At 44.8% G+C, this 22,434-nt stretch carries 17 protein-coding genes and 2 pseudogenes; 14 read left to right on the top strand and 5 right to left on the bottom strand.

All coding sequences use genetic code 11. From position 1 onward, the window contains the following. Positions 1–94: 94 nt before the first annotated feature. Both SPSPH_RS14960 and SPSPH_RS14955 read left to right on the top strand, forming a co-directional pair. Positions 95–787 (top strand): metallophosphoesterase, encoded by a 693-nt coding sequence (locus tag SPSPH_RS14960; protein WP_233139170.1) that lies wholly within the window; start codon positions 95–97, stop codon positions 785–787. Between the two features lie 361 nt (positions 788–1,148). Then, positions 1,149–1,316: a hypothetical protein gene (locus tag SPSPH_RS14955; RefSeq protein WP_158027109.1), complete on the top strand. Its 168-nt coding sequence runs from the start codon at positions 1,149–1,151 to the stop codon at positions 1,314–1,316. A gap of 156 nt (positions 1,317–1,472) precedes the next feature. On the opposite strand, the gene SPSPH_RS14950 is transcribed toward SPSPH_RS14955, so the two are convergent. Continuing rightward, positions 1,473–2,663 carry a M24 family metallopeptidase gene (locus tag SPSPH_RS14950; RefSeq protein WP_075757432.1) on the bottom strand — a complete coding sequence of 397 codons (1,191 nt, stop codon included), beginning with the start codon at positions 2,661–2,663 and terminating at the stop codon, positions 1,473–1,475. A gap of 339 nt (positions 2,664–3,002) precedes the next feature. After that, a complete protein-coding gene (locus SPSPH_RS14945) occupies positions 3,003–4,337 on the bottom strand; it encodes a dicarboxylate/amino acid:cation symporter (RefSeq protein ID WP_075757433.1) in 1,335 nt (444 codons plus the stop codon). Between the two features lie 712 nt (positions 4,338–5,049). Between SPSPH_RS14945 and SPSPH_RS14940 the strand changes: the two genes are divergently transcribed. After that, the gene (locus SPSPH_RS14940; protein WP_075757434.1) at positions 5,050–7,332 is read left to right on the top strand and encodes a cation:proton antiporter; all 2,283 of its coding nucleotides are present in this window, start codon (positions 5,050–5,052) and stop codon (positions 7,330–7,332) included. Between the two features lie 501 nt (positions 7,333–7,833). Continuing rightward, complete coding sequence (locus SPSPH_RS14935) at positions 7,834–8,235, top strand: hypothetical protein (protein ID WP_075757435.1); 402 nt, start codon at positions 7,834–7,836, stop codon at positions 8,233–8,235. 106 nt (positions 8,236–8,341) lie between these two features. Here SPSPH_RS14935 and SPSPH_RS14930 read toward each other — a convergent pair whose 3' ends face one another. Further along, positions 8,342–8,821, bottom strand: a complete 480-nt coding sequence (locus SPSPH_RS14930) for a MarR family winged helix-turn-helix transcriptional regulator (protein WP_198931003.1) — start codon at positions 8,819–8,821, stop codon at positions 8,342–8,344. A gap of 348 nt (positions 8,822–9,169) precedes the next feature. Between SPSPH_RS14930 and SPSPH_RS14925 the strand changes: the two genes are divergently transcribed. Continuing rightward, positions 9,170–10,288: a metallophosphoesterase family protein gene (locus tag SPSPH_RS14925; protein ID WP_075757437.1), complete on the top strand. Its 1,119-nt coding sequence runs from the start codon at positions 9,170–9,172 to the stop codon at positions 10,286–10,288. A gap of 259 nt (positions 10,289–10,547) precedes the next feature. Beyond that, positions 10,548–11,978: a sigma-54 interaction domain-containing protein gene (locus SPSPH_RS14920; protein WP_075757438.1), complete on the top strand. Its 1,431-nt coding sequence runs from the start codon at positions 10,548–10,550 to the stop codon at positions 11,976–11,978. A 147-nt stretch (positions 11,979–12,125) separates the two neighbouring features. Here the strand turns inward: SPSPH_RS14920 and mttB are convergent. Both mttB and SPSPH_RS14910 read right to left on the bottom strand, forming a co-directional pair. Beyond that, positions 12,126–13,601, bottom strand: a pseudogene (gene mttB / locus SPSPH_RS14915) ([trimethylamine--corrinoid protein] Co-methyltransferase). A gap of 30 nt (positions 13,602–13,631) precedes the next feature. Beyond that, on the bottom strand, positions 13,632–14,264 hold the full coding sequence (locus tag SPSPH_RS14910) for a cobalamin B12-binding domain-containing protein (RefSeq protein WP_075757441.1): 633 nt from the start codon (positions 14,262–14,264) through the stop codon (positions 13,632–13,634). A gap of 650 nt (positions 14,265–14,914) precedes the next feature. On the opposite strand from SPSPH_RS14910, the gene pylSc reads away from it, so the two are divergent. The 8 genes and pseudogenes from pylSc (at position 14,915) to SPSPH_RS14870 (ending at position 22,380) form a co-directional block, all read left to right on the top strand. Further along, positions 14,915–15,748 carry a pyrrolysine--tRNA(Pyl) ligase large subunit gene (gene pylSc, locus SPSPH_RS14905; RefSeq protein ID WP_075757443.1) on the top strand — a complete coding sequence of 278 codons (834 nt, stop codon included), beginning with the start codon at positions 14,915–14,917 and terminating at the stop codon, positions 15,746–15,748. 53 nt (positions 15,749–15,801) lie between these two features. Continuing rightward, positions 15,802–16,947, top strand: a complete 1,146-nt coding sequence (gene pylB, locus SPSPH_RS14900) for a methylornithine synthase PylB (RefSeq protein ID WP_075757444.1) — start codon at positions 15,802–15,804, stop codon at positions 16,945–16,947. A 23-nt stretch (positions 16,948–16,970) separates the two neighbouring features. Beyond that, complete coding sequence (pylC, locus tag SPSPH_RS14895) at positions 16,971–18,167, top strand: 3-methylornithine--L-lysine ligase PylC (RefSeq protein WP_075757445.1); 1,197 nt, start codon at positions 16,971–16,973, stop codon at positions 18,165–18,167. Continuing rightward, positions 18,164–18,982 (top strand): 3-methylornithyl-N6-L-lysine dehydrogenase PylD, encoded by an 819-nt coding sequence (gene pylD / locus SPSPH_RS14890; protein ID WP_075757446.1) that lies wholly within the window; start codon positions 18,164–18,166, stop codon positions 18,980–18,982. The genes pylC and pylD overlap by 4 nt, the downstream gene beginning before the upstream one ends. Positions 18,983–19,020: 38 nt before the next feature. Next, positions 19,021–19,344, top strand: coding sequence for a pyrrolysine--tRNA(Pyl) ligase small subunit (pylSn, locus tag SPSPH_RS14885; RefSeq protein WP_075757447.1), 324 nt, complete (start codon positions 19,021–19,023; stop codon positions 19,342–19,344). 126 nt (positions 19,345–19,470) lie between these two features. Beyond that, positions 19,471–20,862, top strand: a pseudogene (gene mtbB, locus SPSPH_RS14880) ([dimethylamine--corrinoid protein] Co-methyltransferase). Between the two features lie 36 nt (positions 20,863–20,898). Then, entirely contained in the window at positions 20,899–21,549 is a 651-nt protein-coding gene (locus tag SPSPH_RS14875; protein WP_075757450.1) for a methyltransferase cognate corrinoid protein, read from the top strand. Between the two features lie 36 nt (positions 21,550–21,585). Continuing rightward, on the top strand, positions 21,586–22,380 hold the full coding sequence (locus SPSPH_RS14870) for a methyltetrahydrofolate cobalamin methyltransferase (RefSeq protein ID WP_075757451.1): 795 nt from the start codon (positions 21,586–21,588) through the stop codon (positions 22,378–22,380). Positions 22,381–22,434 lie beyond the last annotated feature (54 nt).

Below are 22,434 nucleotides of genomic sequence, written 5' to 3'. Positions count from 1 at the left end.
TTGTGAAAGTAGTGGGGATTACCGATTTATAGATAAACATGGTATCTTAAATTACGAAGCTGAGGTAAATAGTATGAGGATTGTTGACCGGATATTGGCAATATCTGATATTCATGGTGAGAACCAAAGATTTCAGTCTCTATTAAAACAAACTCAATATGACCCGGCAGGTGATTTACTGATTATCTGTGGCGATATGATAGATCGTGGCCCGGAAAATTTGGAGGTGCTAAAAACTTGCCTAATACTTCAGGCCCAAGGTGCAGTGCTTTTAAAAGGGAATCATGAACAATTTTTAGAGCAGAGTGTAATTGAAATGATTGAATCCGATTCCTGGCGGAAAAAGCCATCAGAGAACTTATATAATTGGGTTAAATATAACGGCGGCGCTACTATGTTTGAGGAAATAGAAACCTTAGCACCCGGTAAACTAGCAGAAATTCTTCAGTTTGTGCAAAGTTTGCCGTTATATTTTTCAACCGGTAAATTCCTCTTTTCCCACGCGGGTGCTAATACGCGGAAGCCCATAGAAAAGAATATTGAAGATGATCTGGTTTGGATGGAGGATCGCTTTCCTTATTGTCCGGCGTACAAAGGGAAGATACTTGTTTTCGGACATATTCCCACGTGGAATCTCTATCGCTACGATAAGAAATTCAAAAAAACAAATGCCCGGATTTGGTTTGACCAAGAGTACCAGGACAAAATAGGCATCGATTGCGGCGGGTGTTTCGGTGGCCGGCTGGCGGCTTTAGAATTGCCAAGTTACCGGGAATTTTATGCTTAAGAGTACTTCCGGAAACCTCTATAATTAATCTGACACTAATGATTACCGCAAGTCTGTTTAGGGATACTAGTTTGAAAAATTAAGTATATGGGGTGAAACAATGAAAAAAATCTGGTTAATTCGTCACGGCGAAAGCGTGGCTAACGCCGGGGCCGCTACGGAAAGTAGAAGCAAAGGGACGAAGCAAGGGGACGTTCTTTTTGCTTCTTTATCTTTATATAAAATGATATAATAAAGACCAAGAAGGATAATGTACAATAAGTTTCGCAAATTCAATTACGACAAAAAAAAGAGGACAAGTTTACAGTCAAAAGGTAAAGTGAAGTCACAACAACACCATTTACCGAAGGAGACTGCAAACATGTCCAAGGAATTTATACAGTTTAACGAGGAAACCATCAAAGAAGCTTATGTCGGTAAGCCTGCCCCCGCGACATCTGGGGAGCAGGCTTTACATATTGCATTATGGTCTGCCATCATCCGTGTATCACAGGTACATTGTTCCACTTGTGTTTTTATTTCCGGCTGATGGCTTTGAACGCCCATATGAACGGCTTTACCTTGCTTTTCTGAACAGGCTTTACATATTGCATTGTGATCTGCCATCATCGAGATAGTACACGTGCATTCTCCCATAACAAACACTTCCTAACTATTTAAGAGTCGAGTATTCTCCCACTTTACGCTAGCAGGTAATGTACGTGATAACTTCGGGAGATGTGTTTAAACGTTGAGGTCCGGTTTCTGTCATAACAAAACTATTTTCCGTACCAATAGCCCCTTCGGGGAAAACGAACTTTGGTTCAAGTGCAAAAGTCATTCCCGGCATTATCGGCGTCTTCATTCCTTTGGCTAAAATTGGCCATTCATCCAATTCCAGGCCGATACCATGGCCAATAAATTTGACCTGGTCCTGCTTATAGCCCATGAAATTATCCTGATACCCCAGCTCTGCTGCCAGCTTGAGTGCCAGCAGATAGGGTTCCTCGGCTAAAGTTCCCGGCTTAATGCTTTTTACTATTTCTGTTTCAATGAGTACCGCATCATCAAAGGCTTTAACCAGCTTAGCCGGAAGCTCGCCAATGCAGAATATCCGGGTTTGGTCACCTGTATATCCCCTTACGATACAAGTATAGTCTATATAAATAACCTCATTGCGGTTTATCTTTTTCCAGCCGGCTCCTTGCGGCTGGGCTACACTGGCTCCCTGCCCACCAACCGGTCCATCGAAATAGTTGGGATAAAAGCCGCTGCCGCCGGTACATATATTACCCAAGTAAAAATCTTGATTGAAGGCTCGCATCTTGCAAGGGCCGGCAAAGCCGCGTTTGCGCATCTCAGCCTCAAATAAGGCAGCTAATTCAAGTTCTGACATTCCCTCCCGTAAAAAGGAAGGTACTGCTAAAAACGCTTGATCACTGACCGCTAATGCACCGCGCAGTAGATCAATTTCATAGGATGACTTTATCGCACGGGTTTCTTTGATAGCAGGAGAACAGTCGACAAATTCAGTATTCGGAAAAATCTTTTCATAAGACTTATAAATATTAAAGGGTAGTACATCTAATTCCAGCCCAATTTTGCTAAAACCGTTATACCCGTAGGCCGCCAAAATTTCCGGGATTTGCTTAGGGTTCTTAATTGCAACAATATTTTTTAACGGAGACTCCTGCTGACCGCGTGTTATGCTTTTTTTCACCATAAGCACCGGCTCGCCGCTGGCAGGTATAAACAAGTAGGAGTTTTGTACTGTCCCGGTAAAGTAGAAAATATCACTTTGCAGTAAAACAACGGCCCCATCGACTGCTTGTTCAACAAGCTTCTGCTGAAAGTTACGGGTTCTACACTGGATTTCTGATGCTGGTGTTAATTCCATGATAAAGTTCCTCCCATCTGTATTTTTTGATTGCCTTGCTGATATCCCTTTGTTTTCCCAGTACTTGAGTATATGGCAGCAACTAACACTTCCATTTGTGTCCATCAGCTATTTTATTCCATTTCTCCATTCCATATCCTCGTGCTAATCCTATACTAATTCGACTTATTCCAGAAGAAACCTGCCCAGGCAGGAAGGTGGAATAGCAGGAAGACAATAACCGTCCCTGCGTGTTCCAAAATCTTGCGTGAATAGATGAGATAAGAAAAGACACGTAATGACGTTTGTCAAATTTACGTGTCTTTGTGTTCCATGAGAAAGACTTCCAGACGGAAACCCCTATTTGTTCATATCATTGGTTTGCGATCCATTTTTGTCACTTCCACGTTCTAACTCTTGTTTGAGTTTTGCGAAATCCAGTTCATTTTCCCACTTGGAAACAACAATTGTTGCAACACCGTTACCGACTAGATTGGTTAATGCTCTACCCATTGACATGAAACGATCGATGCCGAATATAACGGCGAGAGCTGCTACCGGAATCCCCGGTATAATCGATAGGGTGGCAGCCAGAACGATAAAGCCGCTGCCGGTAACACCGGAAGCTCCCTTGGAGGTTAAAAGCAGCACAGCCAATATTGTTATTTCCTGTATTAGGGTAAGATCCGTATTTGTGGCCTGCGCCAGGAAGATGGCAGCCATTGTCAAATAGATGGAAGTGCCGTCTAAGTTAAATGAGTAGCCTGTCGGAATGACAAGGCCGACAACCGGTTTTGAACAGCCGAGCTTCTCCAGCTTTTCCATCATGCGCGGCAGCACACTTTCGGAAGAGGATGTACCAAGTACGATGAGCAATTCTTCTTTAATATAAGAGCAAAACTTTATAATACTGAATCCGGTCCATTTAGCAATAGGTCCAATAACCAAAAAAACGAATGCCAGACAGGTTAGATAGAACACAATTAATAGTTTGCCCAGCGGACCAAGAGAGGCTATGCCGTACTTACCTATTGTGAATGCCATAGCGCCAAAAACGCCAATCGGCGCTGCTTTCATAATCATGTCCACCATCTTAAAGAGGGCCTGGGTTATCTCGACAATAATTCCATATATAGTCTTGCCTGCTTTCCCCATGGCAGACAAGGCTCCCCCGAACATTACCGAGAACAGCAAAATCTGAAGTATATCCCCTTTGGCAAACGCGTCTATTACCGTGTTGGGAATAATATTCATAAAAAAGTCCACTGTACTCTGAGATTTGGCTGCAGTTGTATATGCAGCAATATCTTTGGTGTCTAAAGCTGATACATTTACATTCATGCCTGCCCCAGGTTTTAATAAGCTCACAGCTACTAAACCCATGATCAACGCAAATGTCGTTACAACTTCAAAATATATTAACGCTTTCGTTCCTACTCTGCCAACCTTCTTCATATCATCCATACCGGCGATTCCGGATACGATGGTGCAGAATATAATCGGCCCAATAATCATTTTGATCAGCTTAATGAAGGCATCCCCTAACGGTTTCATTGCAGCCCCGGTGTCGGGAGCAAAATGGCCTAAGGTTATGCCTAAGAAGATGGCTAGGAAAACCTGAAAGTGGAGGGATTTGTAAAACGGTTTTTTATTAGTATTAGCTGGTAGTGTTGTTGCATTATTGGTTGGTTCCATGATATTCTCCTTTTTTTGTCGTGACAAAATAGTCTTTCCTATGATGATTGCTGCCGCGTGTCATCCGGTTTTTCTGGCCAAGATTTAGGATAATGTAAATAGAGAATAAAAAAATTCACCTTTCATAGTACCAAATCTTAGGACCTAATATTAAAATATCATAGCATTACCATTTTGTAAATGTTTAAATTTTGTCCTGGCAAAAGGTAAAACCGTCACTATTGTCCTCAAAGTATAAAACACGCAGCAACCGTCCCTGCGTGTTTGTCTGAGAGAAATATAGCATAGGTAGTTCAATTCGGCTTTTCCAGAGCAGTTATCACATAATAAACCGCCTTATTTAGTACTATAAAGGGATTGATGTCTAGTGGTAAATAGTAGTATAATTGACATTACTTTCTGGGTGTCAGGTGGGGCGGCGTTGTTGCTACCCTAATTTTGCGAAAATATGGAAATAAAATTTGAGAAAATTATATATTGATGCTGTATACTTATAGTGGAGGTAGGAAATGACTGAATCAGAAGAGTTGTCCCCCCTGACATCGTCCTTGGTTATGTTTGGGAAAAATTTTCTTTTCCGTGTATGAAGAAGCCGAATACGTCATACTATTTATTCGGAACACATACAGTTGAGGGAATTTTTACCAGGCAATATGCCGAGATGAATATACTGGCTTAACGAATTGTTACTATTTTTGAAAGGAGTATGTTTATGCACATACCTGAGCTTATTTCCGATTTAGCTCTCATGCTGCTGGTAGCTGGGATTATGACGCTGATCTTTAAGCGGTTCCGGCAGCCTTTGGTTTTAGGGTATATTATTACCGGTTTTATGGTTGGGCCTTATTTTACACTGGTTCCGGCAGTTACCGATACAGTAAGTATTAGTACCTGGAGTGAAATCGGCATTATTATCCTGATGTTCTCATTGGGGCTGGAGTTTAATTTACATAAACTAGCTTCTGTCGGTGGTACGGCAATTATTACGGCAATTACCGAAGTTGTTTCCATGTTGGCGGTTGGTTTTGTCTGTGGCCAGTTGATGGGCTGGAGTGTTATGAACAGCGTATTTCTCGGCGGCATGCTGTCGATGTCGTCAACAACTATTATTATCAAAGCCTTTGAGGATTTGGGCTTAAAAGGGAAGAAATTTACTGAACTGGTATTTGGCACACTAATTGTTGAAGATATTGCCGGCATTTTTATGATGGTCATGTTGTCGACTATTGCTGTCAGTCAGGGAATTTCCGGCGGCGAGCTGGCCGTGCATTTGCTGAAAATGATTTTTTACCTGGCTCTCTGGCTGATTTTAGGGATATATCTTTTACCCACGATACTCAAAGATGTGCAAAACCTGATGAATGACGAAACATTGTTAATTGTGTCGCTGGGCATTTGTTTTGGCATGGTTTTTTTAGCCCATCATCTGGGCTTTTCTTCGGCGCTGGGATCTTTTTTGGCCGGTTCATTACTGGCAGGCACTATTCATGCTGAAAAAATCGAGCATATTAATAAACCGATACGAGATTTATTTGGCGCCGTATTTTTTATTTCGGTCGGTATGATGGTCGACCCGGCGCTCATCGTAAAGTACGCAGGGCCAATCGTGCTTATTACAATCGCCACGATTTTCGGTAAGGCGGCGCTCTCGTCATTAGGCGTACTGCTTTCGGGGCAACCGTTAAAAACGGCGATATTATGCGGTTTTTCACTCGCACAAATTGGGGAGTTTTCGTTTATTATCGCTTCGTTAGGCATATCGCTGGGAGTAATCAGTGATTATATCTATTCGATTGTCGTTGCAGTTTCGGTTATTACGACATTCACCACGCCGTTTGTTATCAAGGCGGCCGAGGGGAGCTACTACTATTTAGACAAATATCTTCCCAATAAAGTTTCTAAATATCTAAACAGACATACCTCAGAAAATCAGTCTGAAACTGAAAAAGACGGCGACTGGGTTGCTTTCTTTAAAAAGTATTTTTCCCGTTTGATACTTTACAGTGTTATTATGCTGGGAATCATTTTGGCAGGGACTTCATTACTGGAACCATTTTTAGCGGCGCATCTGCCGCCAAAAATTGCGGACATATTGGCAACGCTGGTTACTCTAATACTGATGGCGCCATTTCTTAAACAATGTTTGTTCAGAAAGAATGAATATTTTATCCCGCTGTGGTTTAAAAGCGCAACAAACCATTTGCCTTTGATCATGCTGCTTTTACTAAGGAAGGGAACGTTACTCTTTTTGGTTATGCTTCCCATTTCCATTATGCTTGAGTTGTCTACGCCATATATATTGGCAATAGCTGTCGGGCTGGTATTTCTTATCGCCCGCTCCGACTGGCTTATTAATCCGTACTTAAAAATAGAAGCGCGTTTTTTGGCTAACTTTAATGAAAGAAAATTAGAGGCAAGAAAAGGGAAAGATATTGGCCACAGCTGGCTGGATGAGCGGATTTACGTCAGTAAGTTCCGGTGCAGTGACCAAGTTGCCGTCTTAGATCAAACATTAGCCAATTTGCCGGGCACCGAACATTCAAAGCTGAAGGTTATTAAAATTATTCGGGGTGGCAAACATATTAATATTCCGGAAGGATCGGAACATATCCGGGCAAACGATATCGTTTTTGTTGCTGGCAGCGATAGAATGCTCGATTCTTTTGCTATTTTAACGCAGGTTGAATTAGATAAAAAGGCAGACGGCATGTATGCGACCTTGCGGGAGTTTATCAAAAATCAGGAAGCCTATGCTGAAGATGACCAGCTGTTTTGCTATGCCGTAACTGTTGAAAAGGAGTCTGACTTGTCAGGTGTGGCGATTAAAGACTCTAAGATAAAAAGCGAGTGGGGCGGGTTTCTGCTTGGCTTAGAACGAAATCTTTACCCCATTCTGGCTCCGGATATTAATATGCACCTTCAGGAAAATGATTTGGTCTGGATTTTAGGTACACAAGAAATGGCCGGGAAATTGGCCAAAGACGACTTGCTGTAACAGCAGATTAATAAATGAGACTTGATTCAGATGGGATTTTAACCCCATCTGAATCTAAGTCATTGGATAAAAAGAGAAGGCCTTGCCGCGGCAAAGTCTTCTCTTTATTTAATACTTTAAATTCTATGATGGGGATCAGCATAGGATTAATTGCATTACTTCCATGGGGCGTAGTGCTTACAAACTCAGTGATCAAACTATTTAGGATAGTGCATAAAGGTATGATGCGGAAGACTTAGTTAATATCCCGCGATTAAAAGACTTCGTGATGATTGTACCAGGGCTATATCTAGGTTTTTTTTGATATCGCCCGGTAATCCGGGATCAAAAACTCTTCCCTCAATAAATTGCCAAGAAGTAATTGACAAATAAATGTTAATATATTAACATTTATTTGTTAGCATGCTAACGTTTTACAACAATGAGCTCACCTCCAAAAGAAAAACAATTTATAGCAACAAATGAATAACAACAGACTACAGTATGAAAGGAAGGCTAATTATGCTCTGTACCAAATGTAATAATGAAATCCCTGAGGGAGAACAATGCCTGCATCGGAACCAACTGCTTTGTGAGGATTGCTATCTTGAAAGGCTGGAGCCCCCACGTACCTGTGACGTTGCCGCTGTGCACAGTGCCAAATTATCCCGTAAGATGGCTGGGCAGGAAGGCACCGATGGGTTGACCGAACTGCAAAAAAGCATATACGATTACATTAAGGCCGAAGGTCCGGTTACTGCTGAGCAAATTATGAATAAACTCAGTTTGACTAAGCTACAGTTGGAAAGAAATTTTGCCATATTAAGACACTGTGAACTTGCCCATGGGTTTAGAGAAAATGGTAAGATTCTGATCAAACTTTGGGGAGAAGATACACTAGGCAAAATGAATATCGCTGATTAACAAAATCCGATAAAGCAACGTCGACCAACTATCGGCCTAACCAATGTATAAAAGCAGGGACAATTTTGCCTCTGCTTTTATACATTTGTATTTATTTACCTGAAGCTCACACTTCTTCCAACCCTTTTTTCAACTTGTCCAACAAAGAAATCAGCAGTTTTTTTTCATCTGTATCAAGTGTGGACATGAGCTTATGTACATACTGGTTATGAACGGGAACGAAAGCATGCATGAGAATATTGGCCCGGTCTGTAAGATACAGTTGAAAAGCCCTTTTATCGACAGGATCAGTCTTGCGAACCACCAGGTCTTCTTTTTCTAACCGATCAATCAGTCTGGTGATATTGGCGCGGGAAACCAGCAGCTTTTTACCTAATTCTGATTGTGTCAGGCCTCCTCCTCCGGTCATATATAACTGAATTAAAGCACTAAACTTAGCCCTGGATAAACCGTACCGTGAAAAGTGCATCTCCAAAACATCATCTAAATTATCCTGGAATACTGTCAGTTCAATCAGCGTACGTATTGAAAAATAACTATCCGAAATATCATTGTGCGTGATCTCTGTCAGCCTCCCCAAGCTCAATTGTTAACATACTAGCAATATTGTAAAAGCATTACCAGTTTAAGTCAATAGCTCAGGTGACTGCTTATGCTATTATACTACTGGCGGAAATGAGTGATGAGCACCCACTTATACGCACAAGGGGACGGTCCGAAACCACTGAAATGACCCGTTCGGGCATTTTTTTGACGGTGTTGGCTATGGTATGGGTGGCATCAATGCTAGCGCCGGCCTCAGGGTTAATTCCCGTCTTTGTCCACATAATAGCGGAAATATATGATAAAGTTGTTAATTTTGCTATAATAGAGAGCGTAGTAACGGTTTGACTCGAAGAATGTTCTACTTAAACCTGAACGGGGAGAATTTACAATGATTTATATAACCGGGGATTTGCATGGAGAAATCGATAAGGCCAAATTAAGTACAAAAAACTTCCCGGTGCAAAGGGAATTAACGAAGAATGATTATGTCATAATTGCCGGTGACTTTGGCTGTATTTGGTCAGGCGGCAAACAGGATGAATGGCTTTTGGATTGGTTGGAAAGCAGGAATTTTACCACCCTTTTTGTAGACGGCAACCACGAAAACTTTGATCTTCTGTATCAATTCCCTATCATGGACTGGAACGGTGGCAAGATCCATCAAATAAGGCCATCTGTAATTCATTTAATGCGGGGCCAGGTGTTTACAATTGAAGGGAAAAAAATCTTCACATTTGGCGGTGCCGAATCAGTAGATAAACAATTCAGGAAGGAATTTATCTCGTGGTGGAGAGAGGAAATACCTAGCCGGCGCGAATTTGAAGAAGGCATCAAAAACCTGGAAAAGCATGATATGACTGTGGACTATGTAATAACACATACTGCTCCCCGGGATATAATCGGTCAGCTTAATAGTTTTTTTGGTGACAAAATCAATGATTCTACCAGTGAAATGCTGAATTATTTTAAGAAAAACATCAGGTTTAAGCACTGGTTTTTTGGTCATTTCCATACAAACAAAACCATCGGTAAATTTACAGTATTGAATGATAGAATAGTGGTATTGCAGGAAAATGTATTTATGCCCAAAGACCCGGAGCCGCGAGATTGGAAGATAGAAAAATACAGGAGTAAGTTCAAAGCAGCCTTTCCGGATATGAAACAGCCGACATATGAGGAAGCCGGAGCGCTGATTGACCAGTGGGATCAAGAAGGCAGACATATAACCTACCCGTTGGCGGGGCTGAACTGGAATGAACTGGAATGGAAAAAAGAGTATCGGCGAAAAAGAGAATTTAAGATATTGGCTGAAAAAATTATAAATCATCAAACCGATGGAGAAGAAAATTTTATGGCTTGCGGCAATGGTGAGCAATGTCCCCAAAGTGATAATTGCAAGTGCTGGAAGCTTTATCAATACATGCTGGAGAATGAGATAGCAGGCCATACCTGCAAGTTAAACAAACCGGAAAATTGTAAGGAATTTAGGTCGTATGGAGATAAATAGGAAAATCGAATATGTAATTGGAATAGCAGTAACAGCAAGCCGGTCGGAGTGGTTTTATCACCTCGACCGGCTCTTTTTCCATTTTAGCTGGATAGGGGCGGTATCGCCTGGTAATCCAGGCGTATCGGATTGTCCATAGCATAAGTATACATCATAAAAAAGTTTGCGACTTGGAGGAATATATTAAATCAAGGGAGAAATTTACATATATTGATTCATTTGGGAAATTCAAAAAGACAATTAATGTCGGAGGCTAACCATGGAGAAGAAAGATGTTGTCCGGTTAGAAGAATTAGAACGCGAGAATCAATTATTGAGGAATATTATTGACAAAATTCATGAATATGTTTTGGCTATTGATGAAAAAGATAACATCGTTTTGTATAATCCTGTGGCTGAAAAAATAGAAAAGCTAGATAGGAAGGACGTAGTTGGCAGAACACAAAAGGAGACCTTTAATCATTGCCCCGATTTCTCTGAAAATGTATGCGAAAAAGTATTAGATACCGGTGAGCCGCTATTCGACCAGCAATACCAGTACCTGCTCAGAGACGGGAGAAAAACCTATATAGTTTTTAATGCTTACCCGTTTTTTTATAAAGATGCGATAGCCGGGATGTATGTAATCGGCCGCAATATGGAGACTATGGGTGAATACATCGCTAAAACACTGGAAATTCACAAGTGGATAACAAATCAGGAAGACCCGAAAACAACGGGCGCAAACTTTTGTCTTAGTGATATTGTCGGCGAAAGTAATGCTATAACCGAAGCTATTTTGACAGCCCGAAAATTCGCGCGCTATAACTCTCCCGTGATGCTTATTGGCGAGACGGGAACAGGAAAAGAGCTTTTTGCCCAAGGCATCCATAATGCCAGTACCTTTGCCGAGGGACCTTTTGTGCCGATTAATTGTGCGGCGATTCCCGATACACTGCTGGAAAGTGTGCTATTCGGAACCGTGAGAGGCGCCTTTACCGGTGCTGTTGATATGCCGGGCCTGTTTGAGCAAGCCGAGGGCGGTACGATATTTTTAGATGAGATAAACTCGATGCCATTTTTTCTTCAGGCCAAACTGTTGCGAGTTCTGCAGGACCGGGTGATTAGAAGAATAGGCGGGAAAAAAGAAACACCGGTAAACTGCCGGATTATAAGTGCTGCCAACGCCGATCCTTTTTCTATTGATAATGACGAGATCCTCCGGTCTGATTTACTGTATCGCTTAGCCAAAGTAACTCTGTACATTCCACCACTGAGAGAGCGGCAGGGAGATGTTACTTTTTTAGCCCGGTATTTCGCCAAACGGGCAAGTAGTAAATTTGGGTTGGTAATAAGTGAGATAGCCGATAAACTACTTGAACTGCTGGAAAGCTACCATTGGCCGGGTAATGTACGGGAACTGGAAAATGCTATTGAAACCGCAATGCATTTTGTGGGGAGTGAAGAGTCACTCCTGCAATTTAAGCACTTGCCCCCCCATTTTAAAAACAGAATCAATGGTAAGCCGAAAACAGGTTACCCGGAATTGCAAACTTCCAATACCACCTTTTCCGGAACTTTACTGGAGATTGAAAGAAGACTCATTAAGGATGCCTTATTAAGAAACGCCGGCAACATATCCAAGACGGCCAAAGAATTAAATATTTCCCGGCAGAATTTACATTATAAGATAAAAACCTATGAAATTTAATAAAAAAACTGACCCGTTGCCGAGGGTCAGTTTTTTTTTGTTGACCGGATTTCTTTTCTTGTGCCGCCAAAGAGTATGAGGCCCTGCTCGCGTCTAATGGCGACCGGGAAAAGACCGGTCGTAGTATTTACGCTTTGCTAGTTGCTTTTATTTATGCCCCGTCATGTCTTTGTCGGCTTGCTCGACAATGGCGCGGAGTTCTTTGAGGACAGTAGCGGGCAGCGGTTTCGCCTTGTGGTTTTCGATAATATCGATAGCCTTCTTGGTAGCTGAATCAATAAAGGTGACGCTGCCGTTTTTGACCCATTCGGACCGGTTGTCACGGTCAATGAATTTGGGAAGTACATGAGCCGTTTTCATCCGGTCGGAAGTATGGTCTTCTAAGAGATAGTGGCCGCCGGGTCCTACCTTGCTGACCACATCCAAAGCCATAGTATCCTCACTAACCGGAATACCCTCAAGGGTTCTTCTGAGTACACGGACAATTTCATTATCGGCAACATATTGTCCGTAACTAAAAGTCATGCCAAGCTCTAACATCCCTGAACCATAGATGATGTTGGCGCCTGCCAGCATCGGTAACAGGTAAGTTACAGTCTTTTCAAGACCTGTTTGCAAATCAGACACTTTGCTGTCTGCCTATCCACCGGCAACAAAACTGGGCAGGTTATAATACTGCGCCATTTTGGCCACACCGGCACTAATTAGCCCTAACTCCGGGCTGCCTACCGTAGCGGTTGCTTTTCTCAAATCAAAGTTGGTGGTTGAGCTGCCGTAAATTACGGGAGCTCCTTTTTTGACCAGCTGACTTAAGACTACGCCTGTTAATATTTCGGCATTGATCGTAACTAAAGTACCTGCCAGAGTAACAGGCCCGGTACCGCCGGCCATAGCCATGGTAAGTACGAGGAAGGGGAGATCCTCTTTGGCAAATTCAATTAGGCTGTCACTGAGAAACTCAGGCCAGGTCAGAGGGCTTATCGGGCAGCCCAGACCGGTAATGATCGGCCGGGCTTTTAGATTTTCTTTGCCGCCGACAACCTTCCCGGCCATTTCAATGAGAAGCTGGGCTGTTTCCGTATTTTCGGGGCTGACAAACATGTGCTTAGTGGTGTTGGCTACATGCGCTTCATAAGAATGCAGGCAAACCGTATGCGGGTTGACATCTCTGGGAATTACAGTATCCCAGCACACATCCATTTGATCCAGATAGTCGGTAATTGTGGCAAGCTGCTCAATGTCTTTTTTTGTTGACGGCCGGCATTCGCCGGTATAAGGGTCAATAACCGTTACGCCTGTCCCAAAGGGAGTGACGTAGACCCGTCCATATTCTACAATGATATCATTTTCAGGGTCTCTTCCCGCTAACAGTATTTTTCTGGGAGCGGTGCGCACGGCTTCCTCCACCATCCAGACAGGAATCCGCACAATTTTATTTTCACGGTCGACATCAGCGCCTGCTTGTTCGAAAATATCAATAGCTCTATCGCTTTTTACATTTATGCCGGTTTTCTCCAGCACTTCCAATGTACTGCAATGGATGGCTTCCACATCAAAATCAGAAAAAAGCTGAATGCCGCAGCCGACCCAGTTATAATGACCTGACGGCAGATTTCTTTTCATGCTCTAGCAACTCCTTTTTGTGATAATATCTTAAGCGACCCATTCCTTGCATATATCAACCGCGATGGCTGCATCCGACGCGTAGCCGTCAGCGCCAATCTGGTTTGCAAAATCTTGCGTTACCGGAGCGCCGCCGATGATTACTTTCACTGTGTCGCGCAGCCCTTCTTCGGTCAGTAATTCTATAGCATGTTGCATAACAGGCATGGTGGTGGTTAAGAGTGCCGCCATGGCCAAAATGGTTGCTTTGTGTTCTTTGACGGCAGCAATAAACTTCTCGGTGGAAATGTCGATACCCAGGTCAATAACCTTAAAGCCGGCGCCTTCCAACATCATGACTACGAGGTTTTTACCGATATCATGAAGGTCGCCCTGAACCGCGCCGATTACAACTGTTCCTGTGGCAGGCATATCTTTGTCGGCTATGTGGGGCTTAACTATAGCAAGACCGGCGGACATGGCTTTGGCGGCACGCAAAACCTCCGGCACAAACATATCCCCTACTTTAAACCTGGCACCAACTACATTCATTCCGTTAATCAATCCGTCAGTAATAATAGCCAAGGGATTTGTACCGGAATCAATCAAGGCCTGTACCTGTTCTTTAACCTGACCTTCCCGCCCGGAAATAACACTTTGGGCTAAGCTTTCAAAACTCGCCATCTTCTCCACTCCTTCTCTACATTTTGTGTGCCATAACCAATAACGTTTTAGTTACTTATCACCTCCTGACCGGCAGCATAGCAGCCGGGAATGGATAGTAGGTAACCAAAGGTCATTCACACATTCCTGCCACCCGGAGGGTGAAGGGTTGTGAATTTGCAATTTGGTTTCTCATTTCAAACTTATTGCAAGAATAATACCAATGTAAAACAGGAATGATTTTATTTGCGAATTAGACCGATATAGCTGTCGGTGCGGCTACCTGCCGGAAAAAGTTTTGCAAGCAGAGGTCCGGATTAGTGATTGCCGGTGGAAAAATATGTAAAGATTTTTTTCACAGTGTAATTTTTTTTTTCACCTTTTACCAGGAGTTGGCAAGCAGGAAAGAGAAAAACAGGCAACCGGTATCAAAAATATCTGCAAGTGAAAAGTTCATAGTATTACTGGAAATAGAAAGGAGCAGCCATAGTGTCACAGGCAGCTCCTTTGTTTTGCTCTTACTCTTGGCATCGATTTTGCATAACTGATAAGCAAACCAGTTAACGTGAAGATTATGGGGGGTGGATCGGATAGATCACGCGGACTCTAAATTCGCGCAGGCGGGTGAAACTCCCGTACTCCCCGCCACTACTTTACAAGGAGGTATCTAGGTGGATATTACCTGGACACCCATACAAAAACAACGGTTAAAAGAACTTAATGCCAGTCCGGTTTGCCAGGAAAAGCGTTTTGCATCAGCCAACGAGCGTGATTTTTCGTTTCAAGACCTGGAGAGGCAGTTGGTGGCTAAGGGACGGCAGCACTTAACGGAATTTCAGAACAATAGTAAGCGGCCGCTGTTGAGCAAACTTGAACAGCGACTTATCGAAGCCCTGAACCTGCGGGGATTCGTTCAGGTCATGACGCCGACAATTATATCCAAGGGCTCTTTGGCAAAAATGTCGGTCGACGATCAGCATCCGTTATTTTCCCAGGTATTTTGGCTTGATTCCAAGCGGTGCCTGCGGCCGATGCTGGCGCCGAATCTGTACACCTTATGGAAAGATTTGCTGCGCTTATGGAAGCCGCCGATCCGCCTTTTTGAAATCGGCACCTGTTATCGCAAGGAATCCCAGGGGGGATTGCATCTCAATGAATTTACCATGCTCAATATAACCGAATTGGGGTTACCTCTTAACGAGAGACAGCAACGCCTGGAAGAAATGGCTGCATTGGTTATGTCTGTCGCCGGTATTGATGAATATCAGCTGGAAGTAACCAGTTCTGTCGTGTATGGCGATACCTTGGATGTGATAAAAGGCATTGAGTTGGGTTCCAGCGCCATGGGACCGCATGTACTTGATAAAAAATGGGGTATCACTGTCCCCTGGGTAGGAATCGGTTTTGGGCTGGAACGCTTGTTAATGGTTAAAGAGGAGGCGCAAAATGTCCAGAGTATGGGAAGAAGTCTAAGTTACCTGGACGGAGTGCGATTAAATATCTAAGTCCTGACAAAGCTGGAAAAAGCCAATGCATTTCTATAGGTAGGTGATGATTGATGGCACTGCAACAACCGGCTATCCTGACCAGGATACTGGGAAAAGCTTTGGAGGAAGAGCCGCTGACCAGGGCTGAGCTTTTATATTTATTGAGAATTTCCTCAGCGGATGAAATCTCCAGCGTATTTGCTATAGCCAGAATGCTTAGGAATCGCTACTTTAAGAATAAAGTATTTCTCTATGGTTTCGTTTATTTTTCAACATACTGTCGCAATGAGTGCACGTTCTGCTTATATCGTAAGTCCAACCAAGCGTTGCGCCGTTATCATAAAAGCCAGGCCGAGATCATGGAAACGGCTTACCGGCTGGTAGAATCCGGAGTACATTTACTGGATTTAACGATGGGGGAAGACCCCCGGTATTATAGCAATAATGGCGCCGGTTTTGAGCCGCTGATAGCAATGGTGCGGGCTATAAAGAAAAGTACAGATATACCGGTTATGATTTCGGCAGGCGTCGTCCCGGAAGACGTATTACAGCAATTTAAAGATTCCGGTGCCGAGTGGTATGCCTGCTATCAGGAGACTCATAACCCCGGCTTATATGCAAAACTAAGACTAGGTCAAAGCTTTTCTGAACGAATGGAACGAAAAAAGGAAGCCCGGGATATGGGCTTCCTGATTGAGGAGGGCTTACTGACCGGGGTCGGGGAAAGGTATGAGGATTTGATTGATTCCCTGGTGGCTATGAGGAGCCTGGGCGCAGATCAGGTACGGGTGATGAGCTTTGTACCGCAGAAGGATACACCCATGCAGCATGTTCCGTCGCTGCCGCGGACGAGAGAATTATTGATGATTGCAATCATGCGCTTAATCTTTCCCGACCGTCTGATCCCCGCATCTTTGGATGTGGACGGTATCCATGGCTTAGCTGACCGCCTTAACGCCGGCGCCAATGTCGTAACCTCGATCATTCCGCCGGAGGCCGGTCTGGCCGGCGTATCCAATCAGGAACTGGATATCGATGACGGTAACCGTACGGTTGACAGTATCCTGCCGGTATTAGCGCAATGTGGTCTGGTGCGGGCCAGTATGGAAGAATATACGGAATGGGTATCAGCCCGTTCGGCAAGACTCGCTCCTTGCCAGCGGCTGAACAACGAAGTGAAAGAAACTTATACAGGCTGGGCTGTACAACGTCATTAAAGCTCCGGAAGGGGGGATTCATAATGAAAGTTGCCATCGTCGGCGGCAAGCTCCAGGGAGTCGAAGCTGCATATCTGGCTAAAAAAGCGGGCTGGGAAGTTTTCGTTGTTGATAAAAAACCTGAGGTCTTGGCTGCGGCAATCGGTGATCATTTCTGTGTCATGGATGTCACTCATCGGGCCGATTGGTTACTGTTTTTAAAAAATATCGACCTGGTTATCCCGGCGTTAGAAAACAAAGAAGCGTTAACCTGTTTAGTCAGAAGTGCCAAATACGCAAAGGTACCTTTGCTTTTTGACAAGAACGCATATTCTATTTCTTCCTCAAAAATTATTTCCAACGAAATCTTCAGGCGCCTTTCCATCCCCGCGCCTGTGCCTTGGCCGCGGTGTGGTTTTCCTATTATTATCAAGCCTTCCGGCGCTAGCGGGAGTGTGGGAGTGATTAAGGTGGAAACTGCTCAGGCGCTTCAGCGTTTGCAGGTTAAAAGGTCTATAGCCGATACCGTGATTGAAGAATATTTGTCAGGCCCCTCTTATTCGCTTGAAGTCATTGGCTACCAGGGCGTATATAAAACCTTGCAAATTACCGAGATTCAGCTGGATGCCCAATATGACTGCAAACGGGTGCTAGGTACGGCGGTGCTGACAAAAAGACAGCAAGAAAGCTTCGAGCAGATCGCGCTAAATTTGGCTGACTTTTTGCATCTGAATGGAATTATGGATGTAGAAGCCATTCTCCATGCAGGCCAGCTAAAAGTTTTGGAAATCGATGCCCGGACTCCCAGTCAAACCCCGACAGCCGTTTATCATGCCACCGGTATTAATATGCTGGAGCTTCTCGGTAAGGCATTTGTCCAAGGAAGCCCGTGGGAGGACTTTAGCATCAAAGCGAAAAGAGGCGCCATTTACGAGCACATTCACGTAAAGGGCGATACCCTTGAAGTGTTGGGTGAACATATTCTGCCTGACGCCGGCGGGCCGCTTCGCCTGTGTACAGATTTTTTCGGAGCAGATGAAGCACTGACAACGTATTCACCAGGCAAAAACGAGTGGGTAGCTACTCTCATCATCACCGGCGCGACCATGCGGGCGGCATGGAATAAGCGGGAGCGGATTATGGGTGCGATTAAGCAAGCCTGCCGGCTTCAACATTATTGTGAGCGTTATCCCACGGTTGAGGTTGAAACCGGTGCAGCAGAAGCGGGTGGGGGACAATGACACGGCTGAAAGCAGACGATATCAGTAAAGTGGTAGCCGGACTAACGCAGTATGATGTTGAGTTAATCAGCAAGACGGGGTGCAGTCTGAAGGCCATTGCCGCCCGGGCTGCCCAGCGGGACTTGGACCATATCTCAGCGTCCCGCCTTAAAATCGCTGTTATTCCTGTTACCAGCGGCCAGGGAATTATTGGCGGCTTTACTGCGGCAGTGGCCGGTATCCTGGATTATCTTGGTTTTGATACGTTTATTACCCAAAACTCTGATGTTGCCGGTATTGCCGAAGCTATACACGGTGGGGCCGAGGTGGTATTTGCGGCCGATGATCATAAGTTTATTGCTTTTAATCTGCGAACCGGGGCGATAGCCGATAATGGAGCAGCGACAGGCCAGGGCTACATAACGGCCTTAAACCAAATGTGCTGCGGGTTGACGGAAAAGCCTGTGCTTGTTATTGGCGCCGGGCCGGTAGGCCGGAGCGCGGCCGGTTTGGTCGCAAAACTGGGAGGACTGGTTTCCGTATACGATATCGATGTAACCGCCAGCCGGGCGTTAGTTGATGAGCTGAGGAAACAAGGGCAGCCGGCCAAGGTGGAGACTGATTTGGATTATGCTTTAAGCAGGCACCAGGTTATAGTGGACGCCTCGCCGGCGGAGGCTGTTATTCCTCCCCGGCATATTACCGAGCGCACAATCATCGCAGCGCCGGGAGTTCCTTTAGGGGTACCGCCAGAACAGCGCGGGAAACACAGTGCCAGAATACTGCATGACCCGTTGCAAATTGGGGTAGCTACCATGTGTTTTTTAGTTATCTGAAGACTTTGGGCGATTATGAATGACGGGAGTGAAGGTGTATGGCCCTTACCGCAACCAAGCAGAAGCGCTATTATCGCAAAAATGTCGACTTTTTTAAACTTGTTACCAAACTTAAGCTTTGGCCCTCAAGAAGCGGGAAACTGCACGGCATCAAAAGTATGAAGATTATCGGCAACACCGCAGAAATTACTACCCATTGCAATGAAACATTCCTGATACAAAATTCGAAGCATAGCCGGGCTGCCCGCTGTTTACGCAATAAATTATTTTTTCATTCCTGCCGTATCTGCAAAATTCCCCAGTGGAAACTGGAGAAATACGCGGGAACGTATATGAGCCAAAGCTATGGAGCTACTTTATAGATAAAAAAAATCCCGTGGTTTTCTTATCCATATCCTTTGCGCAAAAGACGCAAGCTGCGAAAGGAGGGGGGGCTTATGTAATACCAAGGGAAATTTAGAAAATAGAGAGAAGAAGGGGGCGTATCTATGGCAAAGAAATATTTTGTCCGTTATGGAGATGGCTATGGGGCCGAAATGACAATGGATGAAATCCGGGAAGAAATCCTGCTCGGCACCCAGGATGCGGCGGAAAGGGGTCAAATTCCGCCACTGACGGCTGAGGAGCAAGAGCATCTCCTGGAAATTTGTACAATGCCGGCAAAGTTTGTGACGGTAGAACCAGGGAAAGAAGTTGTCATGACCAATGATGAGGGAACTTTAAAAGTTTCCGTGCGCTGCGGTCTGTCTATCGACAGAACTACAGCGTTGTTGATCAATGAAAAGATTTTATGTATGGATTCTGCGGAACTGGCCCATATCGATTATAGCTATAAACCCATCAAAGGCATCATTCATGACGAGGTTTGCGCCATGCATCATGCTCAGCTTAATACCATCATACCGGTATTTTACGGTGCCATGCCCAATTTGGGTCTATATACCAAGCCTGACGGGCCTGTGGGAAATTGGGCAGAACTTCTGCCTGCCGGGAAGATTGCCGCCGCCCGGGAGGCCCAGGAAGAGGCAGTGGAACATTCGATAAGAGACATCGTTACTGTCGCCCATAAAATGTATGAGGCCGGTGCCGATGGCATTAATCTTGATACTGTGGGCGCTTCCGGTGATGCCGATGCGCTGGCTGCTTTCAGGGCTGTGAAAAAGATCCGGGAAATGCATCCCGATTTTGCCATTGAACTGGGGATGGCCGGAGAATTCATCCTCGGCATGCATGGCGGCCTGCAGTTTGAAGGTAAGACCCTGGCTGGTCTGTATCCTCATGAGCAGGTAAAACTGGCGGAGGCTGCCGGGGTGACCATCTTTGGCCCCACCGTCAATACCAATAGCAGCCAATCCTTCCCCTGGAATATCGCCCGGGTCTGCACATTCGTGAAGGCCTGCAGTGAGGTGAGCAATATTCCTATTCACCCCAACGTAGGCATGGGGGTCTGCGGTATGCCGCTGACAGATGCCGTTCCTTTGGACGCTGCCTCCCGCGCGGATAAAGCGCTTGTGGAGATTTGTAAGATTGACGGGTTGTAGATAGGCGTAGGTGATTGTTATGGTATGCCTATCAATCATGGAGTCGCAGCCGGGATGAGTGGAATCAGGACCTCCGGAGATCTGGTGGCCCGGGTTCAAATGGCTAAGGGACTTCGTATTGATGCGGCTAAACAGTATGTCGCTGATAAACTGAAGATCAGTTTAAGCGATTTGCATGATTCTTCTGTAATGAGGGATATCCGCAATCAATTGAATATCGGCGAAACCAATGCGCGGCCGGAATCTGCCGATGCCCTGGCGGCGAAGAGCCGCATTGCCCAAATACTGGATATTGAGATTAATTCCGTTACGCGTTTCAATAAAATGTCTAAAATTTAATTGAATTTGAGTGGAGAGAAAGGAGCGAAGAATAGTATGACCCAAGATGCTTTAATTTCAGCGGCAATCGCCAGCATTCTTAAACAGGATCTGGATGCTGCGCTTGAAACCGCTAAAAAAACACTGGCGTCCGGCGTTGACCCCATTATCATTTTGTCACAAGGCTACAGCGAAGGAATCAGGCAGGTTGGCGACCTTTTCGGCAAAGGCCGGATGTTTTTGCCAGAGTTAATTTCCGCTGCCGAAGTCATGAAAAAAGCCACTGCTGTTCTTGACGAGGCGCTCCAGGCGAAAGGTGAAAACAAGGGACATACAGGCAGGATGATTATGGCGACTGTTGAGGGCGATGTTCACGATATTGGCAAAGGCATCGTTGTTTCCTTAATTAAAACCCAAGGGATAGATGTTATTGACTTAGGCCGGGATGTGCCTGTAGCCACCATTATAGAAAAGGCGGAGGAGTACCAAGTGGATATTATTGGGACATCCGCTTTGCTGACAACTACTTTGGTTGAACAGAAAAAATTAGAAGAGGTCTTGAAACAGAGCAATCTGAGAGGAAAATATAAAACCATTGTCGGCGGTGCGCCGGCGACTCAAAGATGGGCTGACCGCATTGGCGCCGACGCCTACGCCGAAGACGCAGCAGAAGCCGTTACCAAGGTGTTGAAACTGCTGGAAGCCTAAAAAACTTTCCTATCATTATTACAGGGAGTGAATGTTATGATTATTGTCGGCGAACTGATTAACGCCAGTCGCAAGCCAATTGCGGAAGCCATCAGAAATAACGATGCCAGCTATATTCAACAAGTGGCTAAAGATGAACATATGGCCGGGGCCAGCTATATTGATGTGAATGCAGGAATTTTTGTCGGCGAAGAGGCTGACTACCTAAAATGGTTGGTTCAATTAGTCCAGGCAGTTGTTGATGGCCCTTGTTGTATTGATAGCCCTGACCCGAAAGCCATTGAGGCCGCATTAGCGGTTCACAAAGGGCCGGCAATGCTCAATTCCATTTCACTGGAGAAAGAAAGATATGATGCCTTCATACCCTTAGTGAGTGGAACAGCTCATAAAGTCGTCGCCTTATGCATGAGTGATGATGGTATGCCGGAAACGGCAGCGGCCAGAGTCAAAATTGCTGATGAACTCATTAACCGCCTTGTCAAAAAAGGACTGTCGCTTGATCAGATTTACGTCGATCCTCTGGTACAGCCGTTATCCACCAGTGACATTTACGGTATCGAATTTCTGAAGGCGATTGAGATGATTATGGACAATTATCCCGGCGTTCACACGATGTGTGGCTTATCTAACATCTCTTTTGGCCTGCCGTTGCGTAAGTTTCTCAATAGAACCTTTGGCATTATGGCGATAGATCGCGGTCTTGACGGCATGATTATGAACCCGCTTGATAAAGAGTTCATGGCCAGCATTATTGCTGCCGAAGCGTTACGGGGGAAAGACGAGTATTGTATGAACTACCTTCAGGCTTATCGCGATAAACTGCTTGAATAGTAATCATATCAATGATCCCTTGCCAGTTGCCCGTAATTTCACTGGGAGGGATTG

It is taken from the genome of Sporomusa sphaeroides DSM 2875 (assembly GCF_001941975.2).
GTDB lineage: Bacteria > Bacillota > Negativicutes > Sporomusales > Sporomusaceae > Sporomusa > Sporomusa sphaeroides.
The sequence above is the reverse complement of the archived record's forward strand: the minus strand, read 5'-3'. Positions and strand labels throughout refer to the sequence as shown.